The organism is Mesorhizobium sp. 1B3 (assembly GCF_050958605.1).
Lineage (GTDB): Bacteria > Pseudomonadota > Alphaproteobacteria > Rhizobiales > Rhizobiaceae.
Window position 1 is genome coordinate 40,102 of record NZ_JBJHDO010000018.1, and the last position, 14,028, is coordinate 54,129.

Below are 14,028 nucleotides of genomic sequence, written 5' to 3' on the forward strand. Positions count from 1 at the left end.
CCCGACGACATCCTGTGGCGGGCCAGCTTTCTCGGTCAACTTGCAAGCAGCTCTTTCAGCATGCCGTCGACGAACTTGACGTCTTCGGGACTGGTTCCCGGGCCGCCAGCAAAATGCCCCCAGATCGACTCGAAAGGTATCAGCGTGGCATTCGGCATGTTGGCGACTTCGAATTCGCTGTCTTCGGGCGGGAAGTAGAGATCCGTCCTGCCGGGCATCACGTAGGCTTTGGCCTTGATCGCTCCGAGCGCTTTCTTGGAATCGCCCCGGTACGTCTCGTTGTCGCTGATGTCGCCGTTTTGCCAAGTCCACAGCATCGCAAGAAGGTTGTTGGCGTCCTTGGGCAGGAAGAAACCTTCCCAGAACTGAACCAGGAAATCCTCCAGAGAGGAATAACCCATCGCCTCGATGTCGAGCCGATGCCTGTAAAAAGCCTGGGAGAAGCCCCAGCCGGCGTAAACGCGCGCCATGGCTCGAAGACCCTTTTCCGGCTTTTTGTCATACCAGCCGTTGTTCCAGGCGCTGTCGGCTGTCAGTGCCGCTTTCACCCCCTCGAGGAACACGAAGTTATGCCGCGAGCATTTGGCCGAGCCGCAGAAGGGTGCGATGCGCTCGACCATATCGGGATACATTGCCCCCCAATGGAACGTCTGCAAGGCTCCCATCGACCACCCGGTCACGAGCTTGAGTTTGTTCACGCCGAACTTTTCCGTGACAAGCCTGTGCTGAGCCCGAACATTGTCATAGGCGGTGATCTGCGGGAAGCGCGACTTGTTATAGGGTTCCGGCGTATTGCTGGGTGAAGACGACAGCCCATTGCCGAACATGTTGGGAATGATGATGAAATACTTGGCCGGGTCGAGGGCCATGCCGTCGCCGATCAGCCATTCGTTGTCGACATGTTGCCCAGAATACCATGTCGGATAAACGATAGCGTTATCCTTGTAGTCATTGAGCTTGCCGAAGGTCTTGTATGCCAGCTTGGCGTCTCGCAGCGTGGCGCCCCGCTGGAGAACAAGATCGCCGAGAGAATATGTTTCGTAGTCCGTCATTTCGAAATATCCTTCATTTAGGCGTGGACGAACGACGAGTGGGCCGGGACGGCCAGCCCCACTCGATAGTGTCAGGCAGGAGCACGAGCGGGGGATGGCAGCAAGCAGAGCGCCAGATAAGCGATTCCTCCTGCCAGCCCCGCACTGATCGCTGTCGACCATTGCGGGCCGTAAAATTCGACGAGAAGTGCCACCGCAGAGCCGACTCCCCACGCCACGAAGGCGGTCGGCCGCCAGTCTCGATCGATTTCTGCGTTCCTGCGAAACAGGTACTGGTCGACCAGAATTATGGCACCGATCGGTGGAACGAGAATCCCGAGCAACGACAGCCATTCGATGAAGAAGGCCCAGACATTGCCGGCGGCAACGACGATCCCGATCACGCCGAGGACCACGGCCATGACCCGCATTCGGTTATGCAAGATGCGGGACCAACCCGTTGCGGCGTTATAGAGGCAGTGAGCGCAGACCGACCCCAGATTGAGGTAGAGGAACACGAACGCGACGACGCTGAGTAAGGCGATCCCCTTGGCGTTCATGTAGCCGAACATATTGTCCGCACCGAATGGATTTGCGTTCGGCACGACAATGGCGGCCGTCATCACCCCCCCGACCAGCATCGCCACAAGATTGGCGAAAGGGAAAGCGCTGAAGGTTGCGATGAGTGATCCCTTCGTGTCTTTCGCCCAACGGTTGAAGTCCGCGCTGACGGTACCAGCATCGATGAACAATGCGATTACCACGGTCAGACCGACGCCCATTGTCATCGAAGCGCTGCCGTTGTTGCCGGGATAGGCGAATATCGCCGCCCAGGTCGTCGTTGACGCCGCGTCGAACACGACCCACCCTCCCAGCACGACAAAGAGTGGGACGGAAACCAGCCCGACAAGATGGAGGCCGTGAACGCCGACGAAGGTGATGCCGATGTAGAGAAGGCCCGCAATGATGGTCATCGCCACGTAGTTCAGGTCATAGGCTGAACTGATGAGAGCTCCTGTGATGCCGGTCTGGACCGCATACCAGCCCAAGAGGAGTGTCGAGAGCAACCCCGACGCGAAGACATATCCCCGGCGCCCGAAGACTATGCTGGCCAACAAGGCGAAGTTCATACCACGGGTTGTACCCAGGACGCCGAGAGCCCCGACATAAGCGAACATGATGAGATTGCCGATTACCATTGCCCAAAGCGCCTTGGTGAAGCCCATGCCCAGCACAAGGATGGACCCGGTCATCGCGCCCGTAATGATCATCGGAAAGCCGATCCAGACCGTTGTCACCGAAAATGTCGAACGTCTTGCCGAAGCAGGAATCGGGTGGTGCTCGTATTCTTCTCCGAGTATGTGATCGACACTGTCGAGCGTCTCGGACTCCAAACTGGTTTTCGTCATTCGGCCCTCCTCGGGGCAAATTTGTTGCGAGATGCGGCCGTCGTCGCGATTGGACGCCAGTGTCCGCTCCGCTGCCCGTCGAGGGTTGCCGTATGGCCATGGTCCAGATCGAATGCGCCCGGCTGCCCGAGAGAGCGCAGGCGCAAGTCCCATTTGCATAGCCGTCCGGCGCCGGTTCCCCTTCGGCGTCTCGGTCGGAGTCGTTCAAACGACAAAGGCCCCCCGATGGCTTCGCGTCGGAAGTCAAAGGGAGGCCTTTTTGCCTTGATCTTATCGGGTGGCCTCGTTGCCACCTGCCTGAAAACAGGCTGACGAAAAGCTAGACCTGCCACCCAGGGGTGTCAATATCCATGCGACGCCTGCTTGTCCGCACGTCCACTATACCGCCGTAGTGGCTTTCGACCTGCTCTCCTGCTCCGTCTCCGGCAGTGCTCGTCGATCGAGCGGCGTAACACGCCGAAGCCGGGATTGGGGCGTGCAAAACGCTGCCTCCCGTCCTATATGGTTGCCGACAACCCATCCACCCTATCTCGTGAGAGCACAGAATGAGCGAAGCTCAGACGCAAATCCCCGTAACGGTGCTGACCGGCTATCTCGGCTCCGGCAAGACGACGCTGCTGAACCGCATTCTCTCCGAGAACCACGGCAAGCGTTACGCCGTGATCGTCAACGAGTTCGGTGAAATCGGCATCGACAACGACCTGATCGTGGAGTCCGACGAGGAAATCTACGAGATGAACAATGGCTGCGTGTGCTGCACGGTGCGCGGCGACCTCATCCGCACGGTGGAGGGCCTGATGCGCCGGCCCGGCCGTTTCGACGCCATATTGGTGGAGACCACGGGGCTTGCCGATCCCGCGCCCGTCGCCCAGACCTTCTTCATGGACGACGACGTGCGCTCCAAGACCAAGCTGGATGCAGTGGTGGCGCTGGTCGACGCCAAGCATCTGCCGCTGCGGCTGAAGGACTCCAAGGAAGCGGAAGACCAGATCGCCTTCGCCGACGTGGTGGTGTTGAACAAGACGGACCTCGTTTCGCCGGAAGAGCTGCGCGATGTCGAGGCGACCGTCCGCGCGATCAACCCCGGCGCCCGGATCCATCGAACGCAGCGCGCCGGCGTCGCTCTCACCGAGGTTCTGGATCGCGGTGCCTTCGATCTGAAGCGAGCGCTGGAGAACGATCCGCATTTCCTCGACGCGCACGACCACGATCATGACCATCACGACCACGATCACGACCATCATGATCACGACCACCATCATCATCACCACGATCATGATCACCACCATGCCTCACCGATCCACGACGTGACCGTGCAGTCGGTGTCGCTGCGCGGCGGCGAGATGGATCCGAAGAAATTCCTGCCCTGGGTCGAGAAGATCACGCAGATCGAAGGCCCGAACATCCTCCGTCTCAAGGGCATAATCGCCTTCAAGGACGATCCGGACCGCTACGTCATCCAGGGCGTCCACATGATCATCGAGGGCGATCATCAACGCCCCTGGAGGGACGACGAGAGGCGCGACAGCCGGCTGGTCTTCATCGGCCGCAAGCTCGACGAGGAGCGGCTGCGCAAGAGCTTCGAAGCCTGCCAAGCCTAACGCCTCCGATCGTCGTCGAAGGCCGTCTCCCGATGACCGGCGGCCTTCGAGGCATAGCATTGCACGAAATACGGACTGCAGGTTTCTCATGCCCACTGTCGCACCGCTGGATCTCGACGGCCATTGCATCACCGCCGCCTTCATCGGCGGCGTGCCTTTTTTCGCGCTGGCGGACGGCAACGTGCATTGGCTGGATCATGGCCAGAAGTCGGCGGTGGTGCATGACGGTTTGCTCTGTGCTGTCGCCGACATGAGCACGAAACGGTTGGTCAGCGGCGGCGAGGATGGGAAGGCTTCGTCTCTCAAAGCCGACGGCACGGTCGAAACCTTGGTCGAACTCGGCCGCAAATGGGTGACGAACGTGGCGATCGGTCCGCAGGGAGCCGTCGCGGTTGCGAGCGGGCGCAACGCGACCGTGCGTTTTGCCGATGGCAAGACGAAGGAATTCGCCCATCCTCGCACGGTCGAAGGCCTAGCCTTCTCGCCCAAGGGCATGCGGTTCGGCGTCGCCCGCTATAATGGCGTGACGCTGCATTTCCCCGCGGCGGAAGGAAAGCCGGCCGAGCTCGAATGGGCGGGCGCCCATACCGGCATCACCTTCTCGCCGGACGGCAACTTCGTCGTCACGACCATGCAGGAGAACGCGCTTCACGGCTGGAAGCTGGCCGACGGCAAGCATATGCGCATGAGCGGCTATCCGGCAAAGGTCAAAAGCCTGTCCTGGAGCGCCAAGGGCAAATGGCTGGCCAGCTCGGGCGCGCCGGCGGCGATCGTCTGGCCTTTCCAGACAAAGGACGGTCCGATGGGCAAGGCGCCGCTTGAGCTCGGCACGCGCGGCAACACCATGGTGACGGCCGTCGCCTGCCATCCTGCCGAAGACATCGTGGCGATCGGCTACGAGGACGGCATGGTGCTGGCGGCGCGTTTCGCCGACGGCAAGGAGGTCCTGCTGCGACGCCCGGGCCAGGGCGGCATCACTTCGATGGGCTGGGACGAGGAAGGCCGCCGCGTCGCCTTCGGCTCAGCCTCGGGCGATTGCGGGGTGATCGACATAGCGGGCTAGTGTTGTAGCGCTGCCGAGACGAAATTTCGACGGAACGACCTTTTCTCGACGGCGTGGCCTGTTCTGGACGTCGGCTGCCTGTTGGTCATGCGCTCGCCCGCATATAGAGAGAGGGTAGAGCAGAGGGGCAGGAATGGATTTGGAGGGGACCGCCAAGGCGATTATCGCCGGCATCACGGCGAGGCGGATAGCCGAGATGAGCGCACGCGAGGCCGAACTCTTCCGCAAGGCGCGGCCGAAAACGCAAGCCGCGATCGGCCGCGGCGCCAAGGGCTATCTCGGCGGCGTTCCCATGCATTGGATGAAGGACTGGCCCACTCCCTTTCCTATCCTCGTCGAGCGGGCGCGCGGCGCCGTCATCACCGATGTCGACGGCAACAGCCTTGCCGACTTCTGTCTGGGCGACACCGGATCGATGTTCGGCCACTCGCCCGCGCCTGTGGCACGCGCGATACGAAGGCAGTCCTCGCGCGGCCTGACCTACATGCTGCCGAGCGACGACGCGCTTGCGGTCGGCCTGCTCCTGGAGCAGCGCTTCGGGCTTCCCTACTGGCAGATCGCGACGACGGCGAGCGACGCCAACCGCTTCGCGCTCCGCGTCGCCCGCGCCGTCACCGGGCGGCCGAAGATTCTTGTCTTCAACGGCTGCTATCACGGCGCAGTGGACGAAACGATGGTGCGCATGAAGAACGGCGTCCCCATCAACCGGCCCGGCCTGGCCGGCGAGTTCCGCGACCTCACCCAGGCCACCCGGATCGTCGAGTTCAACGATCTGCCGGCGCTGGAAACAGCGCTGCGCGACCGCGACGTGGCCTGCGTCATCACCGAACCCGTGCTCACCAATTGCTGCATGGTCCAGCCGGAGCCCGGCTTCCACGACGGCCTGCGCCGCATGACGCGCGAGACCGGCACCCTGCTTCTCATCGACGAGACCCACACAGTTTCGACCGGCCTCGGTGGCTACACGAGGAGACACGGGCTGGAGCCGGACCTTTTCGTGCTCGGCAAGCCGGTGGCCGGCGGCGTGCCGGCGAGCGTGTGGGGCATGAGCCGGGACGTGGCCGACCGCTATGACGCCTACAACCGCACCAAAGAAACCGGCTATTCCGGCATGGGCACCACCCTCTCCGGCAACCCGCTGCAGTTCGCCGCGATGCGCGGCACGCTCGAAGAGGTGATGACGGAAGCGAACTATGCCCATATGGAGCGGCTCGCCGACCGGCTGGAGCGCGGGCTGCGCAATGCCATCGAAGGGCATCGTCTGCCCTGGCACGTGTTGCGCGTCGGGGCGCGCGTGGAATTCATCTGCGCGCCCGGGCCGCTCACGAATGGCAGCGAGGCGGAAGACGCGCACGCGCCGGAACTCGAGGCGGCAATCCATGTCGCCCTCGTCAATCGCGGCGTGCTGATCGCCCCCTTCCACAATATGATGCTGATCTCGCCGGCAACGACGGCGCGGCAGGTGGATCGCCTGATTTCCGCCTTCAGCGATATTGCCGCCGCGCTCGCGGCGTGAGAAAAGCCCGCAAAACTTCGGTTGCCCAAAGGTCATTCATGTATTCCCCCTCTGGCTCGACGCTCGACGAGGCAAAGGCGTTCCTCGAAGCCCACCCCGAGATCGAAGCCTTCGACATCGTGCTTACCGACGCCAATGGCGTCGGGCGGGGCAAGATCATCCGCCGTCATGAATTGGCAGGCCTCTACGAGAACGGGCGGCATCTGCCGATCTCCATTCTCGGGCTCGACATCACTGGCGAGGACGTTCACGAGACGGGATTGATCTGGGATTCCGGTGACGGCGACCTGCATGCCTGGCCAGTTCCCGGGACGCTCGTTCCCCTTCACGGCACCGCGCCGGCGCGCGGCCAGGTTCTGATGTCGATGTATCATCTCGACGGCACGCCGATGACGTCGGATCCGCGCCACGCACTGGTCCGCCAGGTCGCCGCGCTGGCTGACAAAGGCCTTCATCCGGCAGGCGCCTTCGAGCTGGAATTTTTCCTGCTCGCCAATGAGCGAGACGGCGAAGGCCGCGTCCAGCCGGCCCGCGCGGTGGTCGATGGTCGGCACAGCTCCAAGACCGAAGTCTATTCGGTCGACCATCTGCACGGCATGGAACCGCTCTTCTCCGACATCTACGCGGCGGCAAAGGCCCAGGACATACCGGCCGAAACGGTGATCTCGGAATACGCGCCCGGCCAGTACGAGTTGACGCTCAACTATCGCAAGGACGTCATGCGCGCCGCGGACGACCTGCTGATGCTGAAGCGCCTCGTTCGGGCGCAGGCACGCCGCCACGGCCTGACCGCCTGTTTCATGGCGAAGCCGATCGAGAAATATGCCGGCTCGGGCATGCATTTTCACGTATCGTTGCGCGACCGCGACGGCGCCAATGTGTTCACCGAGGCCCGAGAGGGAAGCTGGGCACCCACGCTCCTGCACGCGCTCGGCGGGCTCGCAGAAACCATGGCCGAATCCATGCTCGTCTTTGCGCCGCACGCCAATTCCTGGCGGCGCTTCGTCTCGCAATCCTACGCGCCGGTGGCTCCAACCTGGGGTGTCAACAACCGTTCCGTCGCGTTGCGCGTGCCGGCGGGCGACGCCAGGAACCGACGCATAGAGCATCGTCCGTCCGGCGTCGACGCAAATCCCTATCTCGTCGCCGCTACCGTGCTGGCCGGTATAGCCAAAGGCCTTGACGAGAAGCTCGACCCCGGTCCGGAGACGACCGGGAATGGCTACGAGGCGGCATCGAAGGACCGGCCGGCCATGCCCGGCGACTGGAAAACCGCGATCGAGGCCGCCAAGGCGTCCGCCTTCCTGCGCCGGGCTCTGGGCGAAGACCTGCACCGCACTTTCACCGCCATCAAGGAGGCGGAATATCTGCGCGTTGCCCGCACCGTGAGCGAACTCGATTATCACCTCTATCTGCACGAGGTGTGACAGCCGCCACGCGTTCACGATCACATTTGAAGCCGACAGTGCAAATCTGCTGGCAAGCGGCCCAGATAGAACATATCATGAACATATGCTCTCGACCCGCGACAAGCTTGCCATTCTGTCGGACGCCGCCAAATACGATGCGTCCTGTGCGTCCTCCGGCGCGGAGAAAAGGAACTCGCGCGCGACCAAGGGGATAGGCTCGACGGAGGCAACAGGCATCTGCCATTCCTACGCCCCGGATGGTCGCTGCATCTCGCTCTTGAAGATCCTGCTGACCAATTTTTGCATTTACGACTGCAGTTATTGCATCAACAGGTCCTCTTCCAATGTCCGCCGCGCGCGCTTCACCGTCGACGAAGTCGTACGGTTGACCATGACCTTTTACAAGCGCAACTACATCGAGGGGCTCTTCCTCTCCTCGGGCGTGATCCGCTCCCCAGAGGAGACCATGGCTGAAATGGTGGAGATCGCTCATCGCCTTCGCGTCGAGGAGAAGTTCGTAGGGTACATCCATCTGAAGACGATTCCCGAATGCTCTGCCGAACTGATTGAAAAGGCTGGCCTCTATGCCGACCGGTTGTCGATCAATGTCGAATTGCCGACCGACGACGGCGTCAAGCAACTCGCACCGGAAAAGAATCCGGGAACCATAAGGCTTTCCATGGCGAAGCTGAGAAGCAAGATAGAGGAGAAGAGCGAACCGACCCTGAAATCGAAAAAACGAGAGCGCTTCGCGCCAGGGGGGCAGTCTACCCAGATGATCATCGGCGCAGACCGCACATCGGATGCCGAAATCCTGTATAGCAGCGCCCGACTTTACGGCAGCTATCATCTGAGGCGGGTCTATTATTCAGCCTTCAGTCCGATCCCCGACGCTTCGGCCGCCCTGCCCCTGAAGAAGCCGCCTCTGATGCGCGAACACCGGCTTTATCAGGCGGACTGGCTGATGCGCTTCTATGGTTTTTCGCAGGATGAGATCCTGAAGGGCGTGCCAGGCGGAATGCTCGACCTCGAAATCGACCCTAAGCTCGCCTGGGCGCTACGCAATCGGGCGGCCTTCCCAGTCGACGTCAACCGCGCCGACAAAGAGAAGCTGTTGCGCATCCCCGGACTGGGTGCAAGGGCAGTGGAGCGCATCATCACGACGCGCGTCCATCGCCGGCTGCGCCTGGAAGATGTCGGGCGGCTTTGCCAGTCCGTCGGGAAGATACGTCCCTTCATTATCGCCGAAGGCTGGTCGCCAACGAAACTGACGGACCAGTTGCGTCTGCGTGACCAGCTCGCGCCGCAGCCCCGACAATTGTCGTTGTTGTGATCATGACCCAGGCAGCCTTCGCCCTTAGCCGCTATAACGTCGGCCTCGCCAGCGAAACCGACTTTGCTGGATGGCGCGACGCCGCACGTGAGCTGGCTTTGGCAGACGTTTCGCCGGCTGATGTAGCGTGGACCGTCGCCGAAGGAACGTCGGGCGTCTTTCCGCCGCCACATGCTACGCGAACCTCGCCGTTGCAAGTGCCAAGAGACTTCGTTCGGCGTGTCGAAACCGTGATCTGCCATGCCGATCCGCAGCGTTTCACCTTCCTCTACCGTATGCTGCGGCGGCTTAGTATGGAGCCTCATCTGCTAAAGATCGCTTCCGACCAGGAGGTCCGGCGCTTCGAGACAATGGAAAAATCTGTCGGTCGCGACCTCCACAAGATGCGGGCGTTCGTGCGCTTCAGGAAAATCGGCAATGGGGAGGACGCACGCTATGTCGCCTGGTTCGAACCGCAGCATTTCATCCTCGAGCGCAACGCGCCGTTTTTCGTCAATCGCTTCACCGGCATGAAGTGGAGGATCCTGACGCCCTATGCGTCGGCGGATTGGGATGGTGAGCGACTGGTTCTCGGTCAAGGGACATCGCGCGACGCAGCGCCTGCTGACGATGACGCAGAGGAGCTTTGGCGGACGTATTTCTCCAACATCTTCAACCCGGCGCGGCTGAAGGTGAAAGCCATGCAGGCGGAGATGCCGAAGAAATATTGGCGGAACCTTCCGGAGGCTTCGCTCATTCCCGGTCTAGTAGCGGGCGCGGACAAGGCCGCTAAGGATATGATTGCCAGAATGCCCACAACCCCAGCGCCACACCACGCGAAGGTGCAAGCTCGCCATTGGCCGGTTCGCCCGCCGGCCAAACCCGATATGGGCGAAAATGCAGCTTCCATTCCAGCCCTGCGCAACGCGGCGCGTGACTGCCGTGCTTGCCCGTTGTGGCGGGACGCCACGCAGACTGTTTTCGGCGAGGGACCGGCAGACGCTTCGGTCGTTTTCGTCGGCGAACAGCCTGGCGACCAGGAGGACATCGCCGGCAAACCCTTTGTCGGCCCAGCGGGCAAGGTGTTCGACCAAGTCTTGGAAGAAGCGGGCGTCGATCGTGACGAAGTCTACGTCACCAATGCCGTCAAGCATTTCAAGTTCGAGCCGCGCGGCAAGCGCCGTATCCACTCCAAGCCCAATGCCGGAGAAATCCAGGTGTGCAACGGCTGGCTGACCAAGGAATTGAAGCTGATCGAACCCGAACTCGCCGTGGCGCTCGGAGCGACGGCGGCTCAATCGTTGCTCGGCAAGGCCGTCCCGGTAACCAAAATGCGTGGCCAGGTGATTGAACGCGACGACGGATTGCGCGTATTCATCACCATCCACCCCTCCTTCCTCCTGCGCATTCGCGAGAAGGCCGATGCTGCTGCGGAACGGGAGCGTTTCCTAGGGGATATGAAGGCTGTGAAGGAGCTGATGGCAGCGGGGTAGCCATGTCTGCCCGAGAGACCTATGGCGCTTCCGCAGGACTACCTTACCAGCATCGCCCTGAGATCGTTGACGTTGGTCCCCGTCGGCCCGGTTACGAAGAGATCACCCACCGAATTGAATGCCGTCCAGGCGTTGTTCGCTGCCAGCAGCGCTTTCGCATCGGCGCCCGCGGCTCGCATGCGGGCAACGGTCGTGCCATCGGCAAAGGCGCCGGCATTGTCCTCGGAGCCGTCGATGCCATCCGTGTCGGCGGCAAGCGCGTGGATGCCGGGCACGCCGTCGATGCCGATGGCGAAGGAGAGGAGGAATTCACTGTTGCGGCCTCCCCTGCCCCTGGCCCGCAACGTGACCGTCGTCTCGCCGCCGGAAAGGATCAGTACCGGCTTGCGGAACGGGCGGTCGCGTGTCGCCACCTCCCTTGCGATCGCCGCATGGACCGAGCCCACGTCTCGCGCCTCGCCCTCGATCGAATCGGACAGGATGACGGCTTCCACGTCTTGGCGGCGTGCCTCGGCGGCGGCCGCTTCGAGCGACACCGCGGCGGAGGCGATCACCCTCACTTCGTTGCGCCGAAAGTGTGGATCGCCGGGACGTGGAGCGTCCGCGGCCGGTGAGCGCAGATGAGCCATGACAGCCGGAGGAAGCGCCATTCCATAGGTCTCGACGATGCGCAAAGCCTCTTCTCGACCGGCGTCATCGGGCACGGTCGGACCGGACGCGACCAGGGCGGGGTTGTCGCCGGGAATGTCCGAAACCACGAGAGAAACGACCCGCGCCGGAAAGGCCATTGCGGCAAGCCGACCACCTTTGATGCGCGAGACATGCTTGCGCACCGTGTTCATGGCCGCAATCGGCGCGCCGGATGCAAGCAGCGCCTCGTTGACCACGATCTCATCGGCGAGCGTCAGGCTGTCCGGCGGCGCCGGAAGCAGCGCCGAGCCGCCGCCCGAGATGAGTGCGACGACAAGATCGTCTTCGCTCAATCCGGAAACCTTCTCCAGCAGGCGGCGGCCGGCTTCGAGTCCGGCCCTGTCCGGCACAGGATGGGCGGCTTCGATAACCTCGATGCGGTCGCAGGTCGCGCCATAGCCATAACGGGTGACGACCAGACCTTCCAACGGCGCATCCCACGCCTTGTCGAAGGCGGCCGCCATCTGAGCCGCCCCCTTGCCCGCACCGATGACGATCGTACGTCCTTTCGGCTTGGGAGGCAGGTGCCTCCGGATCGTCAGTTCCGGATCGGCAGCGGCGACCGCAGCCCTGAAAATCGCCGTCAGGAGTGTCTTCTGTTCGACTATCATACGTCAGGTTTCCACCGGGCCAAGGGCGAGGGATCGGACATCAAGTCCGAAATACTGGCCAAGCGCGGCGACGATCACCTCGTGGTCCTGTCGCTCGGGCAGCCCGGACACCGCGATCACGCCGATCGCACCGGCGCCCTTGACGTGGATGGGGAAGCCGCCACCGGCGAGCACGTAATCAGCGGGATCGAAACCTTCGCCGGGCGGAAAGGTCCGGTCGGGCCGCGCCTTCTCCAGAACCATCCGGTAGGTGCTCTTCAGGAACATCTTCACGACGTTGCGCTTGCGGCGTGCCCAGTTGGCATTCGATCCCGTCGAACCCGGAAGCGCCGCGTAGAAGAGCGGCCGATCCCATGTCTGGATGTCGACCACGATGGGAAGTTTGTCGGCCAGCGCGCGCTCGCGGATCAGGCTTCCCACGGCGAAGGCCGTCGCCTCGTCGAAACGGTCGAAAACCAGCGCAGCTTCCTGCTCGGCAATCTTCTCGATGTCCTCCGCGGTGGCCATGCTGCTCCTCCCCTCGCAATAGTCTTCGTTCAGACGTCGGCCGAACTTATCACGCTTTTTGCAGGCTTTCCCGCCACGTAGACTTCCCGGATCGCACGGTCGTCGCCCAGCGTCTGGAGAAGGAACAGCTCCTCGGCCAGGCTCTCCACGGTCTCCATGCGCAGCCGCATGACCGGCGTCGCGCGCGAATCGAGCACGGCGATGTCGGCGTCGGTGCCGGGTTCCAGCGTGCCGATGCGATCGGCGAGCGAGAGGGCTTCGGCATTGCCGCGCGTGATTTGCCAGAAGGCAGCCAGGGGATTGAGCTTCTCGCCGTTGAGCGCGATCACCTTGTAACCCTCGTCCATGGTGCGCAGCATGGAATAGTTGGTGCCGCCGCCCACGTCCGTGGCCACCGCTATGCGAAGCGGCTTCTCGCGCCGGCGATAGCGCTGATAGTCGAATAGTCCGGACCCGAGAAAGAGGTTGGAGGTCGGGCAGAACACGGCGACCGAGCCGCTGTCGGAAAGCGTGTCCACCTCCCGTTCAGAAAGGTGAATGCAATGACCGAACAGGCTTTTCCTCCCCAGCAGGCCATAGTGTTCGTATATCTCCGTATAGTCGCGTGACCAGGGATAAAGCTCCTGGGTGAACGCTATCTCGGCGTGGTTTTCGGACAGATGCGTCTGCATGTGGAGGTCGGGATGCTCGCGCATCAGCGCTCCTGCCATTTCCATCTGTTCCGGCGTCGAGGTGATGGCGAAGCGCGGCGTGATGGCGTAGTGCTGGCGGCCGCGGCCATGCCATTCGGCGATCAGCGCCTTGCTGTCGTCGTAGCCGGATTGCGGCGTGTCGAGCACGGCCTCGGGCGCATTGCGATCCATCATCACCTTGCCGGCGATATTGAGCATGTCGCGATCGTGCGATTCGGCGAAGAAGGCTTCCGCCGACTCCTTGTGCACGGAGCAATATGCCACGACCGTGGTCGTGCCCTGCCGCAGCATCTCGTCGAGGAAAAGCCGGGCGATGCGCCGCCCGTGCTGGGCGTTGCGGAATTTGCTCTCCTCGGGAAAGGTGTATGTGTTGAGCCAGTCGAGCAACTCGGTACCGTAGGACGCGATCACCTGCATCTGCGGCATGTGGACATGGCAATCCACGAAACCCGGCAGGACGAGATTCGGCCGATGGTCGATCGTCTCGACACCCTCGCCCGCTTTCGCGGCAATCGCCGCATACGGACCGGCAGCGACGATCTTGCCGTCGGCGATCAGGAGCCCGCCATCCTCTTCGTAACGATAGGCGTCGCGATCGGCCCTGCTATCCGGCCAACGAAGGAAAGTCAGGATCCTCCCGCGAATGAGGGTTTGGTTCATGGCAGGCCCTTCCGTTCGAGTCGGGAATCGGCAT

The 14,028-nt window shown here is 62.5% G+C and carries 11 protein-coding genes; 6 read left to right on the plus strand and 5 right to left on the minus strand.

All coding sequences use genetic code 11. From position 1 onward, the window contains the following. Positions 1-35 precede the first annotated feature (35 nt). Together ACCO56_RS30650 and ACCO56_RS30655 are read right to left on the minus strand one after the other, a co-directional pair. On the minus strand, positions 36-1,052 hold the full coding sequence (locus tag ACCO56_RS30650) for an alpha/beta fold hydrolase (RefSeq protein ID WP_433644744.1): 1,017 nt from the start codon (positions 1,050-1,052) through the stop codon (positions 36-38). Between the two features lie 71 nt (positions 1,053-1,123). Beyond that, entirely contained in the window at positions 1,124-2,440 is a 1,317-nt protein-coding gene (locus ACCO56_RS30655) for a purine-cytosine permease family protein (RefSeq protein ID WP_433644745.1), read from the minus strand. A 545-nt stretch (positions 2,441-2,985) separates the two neighbouring features. Between ACCO56_RS30655 and ACCO56_RS30660 the strand changes: the two genes are divergently transcribed. The 6 genes from ACCO56_RS30660 to ACCO56_RS30685 all read left to right on the plus strand — a co-directional run bounded on the left by ACCO56_RS30660 (position 2,986) and on the right by ACCO56_RS30685 (position 10,834). Beyond that, a complete protein-coding gene (locus ACCO56_RS30660) occupies positions 2,986-4,041 on the plus strand; it encodes a CobW family GTP-binding protein (RefSeq protein ID WP_433644746.1) in 1,056 nt (351 codons plus the stop codon). 88 nt (positions 4,042-4,129) lie between these two features. After that, positions 4,130-5,104 (plus strand): WD40 repeat domain-containing protein, encoded by a 975-nt coding sequence (locus tag ACCO56_RS30665; RefSeq protein ID WP_433644747.1) that lies wholly within the window; start codon positions 4,130-4,132, stop codon positions 5,102-5,104. Positions 5,105-5,237: 133 nt separating this feature from the next. Beyond that, positions 5,238-6,620 (plus strand): aspartate aminotransferase family protein, encoded by a 1,383-nt coding sequence (locus ACCO56_RS30670; RefSeq protein ID WP_433644748.1) that lies wholly within the window; start codon positions 5,238-5,240, stop codon positions 6,618-6,620. Positions 6,621-6,658: 38 nt separating this feature from the next. Further along, on the plus strand, positions 6,659-8,047 hold the full coding sequence (locus tag ACCO56_RS30675) for a glutamine synthetase family protein (protein ID WP_433644749.1): 1,389 nt from the start codon (positions 6,659-6,661) through the stop codon (positions 8,045-8,047). An 85-nt stretch (positions 8,048-8,132) separates the two neighbouring features. Beyond that, the gene (locus tag ACCO56_RS30680; RefSeq protein ID WP_433644750.1) at positions 8,133-9,362 is read left to right on the plus strand and encodes a putative DNA modification/repair radical SAM protein; all 1,230 of its coding nucleotides are present in this window, start codon (positions 8,133-8,135) and stop codon (positions 9,360-9,362) included. Between the two features lie 2 nt (positions 9,363-9,364). Beyond that, entirely contained in the window at positions 9,365-10,834 is a 1,470-nt protein-coding gene (locus ACCO56_RS30685) for a UdgX family uracil-DNA binding protein (protein WP_433644751.1), read from the plus strand. A 38-nt stretch (positions 10,835-10,872) separates the two neighbouring features. Here ACCO56_RS30685 and ACCO56_RS30690 read toward each other — a convergent pair whose 3' ends face one another. Genes ACCO56_RS30690 through guaD form a run of 3 tightly spaced genes read right to left on the minus strand, consistent with a single transcriptional unit; the run spans position 10,873 to position 13,994 of the window. After that, entirely contained in the window at positions 10,873-12,135 is a 1,263-nt protein-coding gene (locus ACCO56_RS30690) for a glycerate kinase type-2 family protein (protein ID WP_433644752.1), read from the minus strand. Between the two features lie 3 nt (positions 12,136-12,138). Next, a complete protein-coding gene (locus tag ACCO56_RS30695) occupies positions 12,139-12,642 on the minus strand; it encodes a heme-degrading domain-containing protein (protein WP_433644753.1) in 504 nt (167 codons plus the stop codon). A gap of 29 nt (positions 12,643-12,671) precedes the next feature. Next, positions 12,672-13,994, minus strand: a complete 1,323-nt coding sequence (gene guaD / locus ACCO56_RS30700; protein WP_433644754.1) for a guanine deaminase — start codon at positions 13,992-13,994, stop codon at positions 12,672-12,674. Positions 13,995-14,028: the final 34 nt, after the last annotated feature.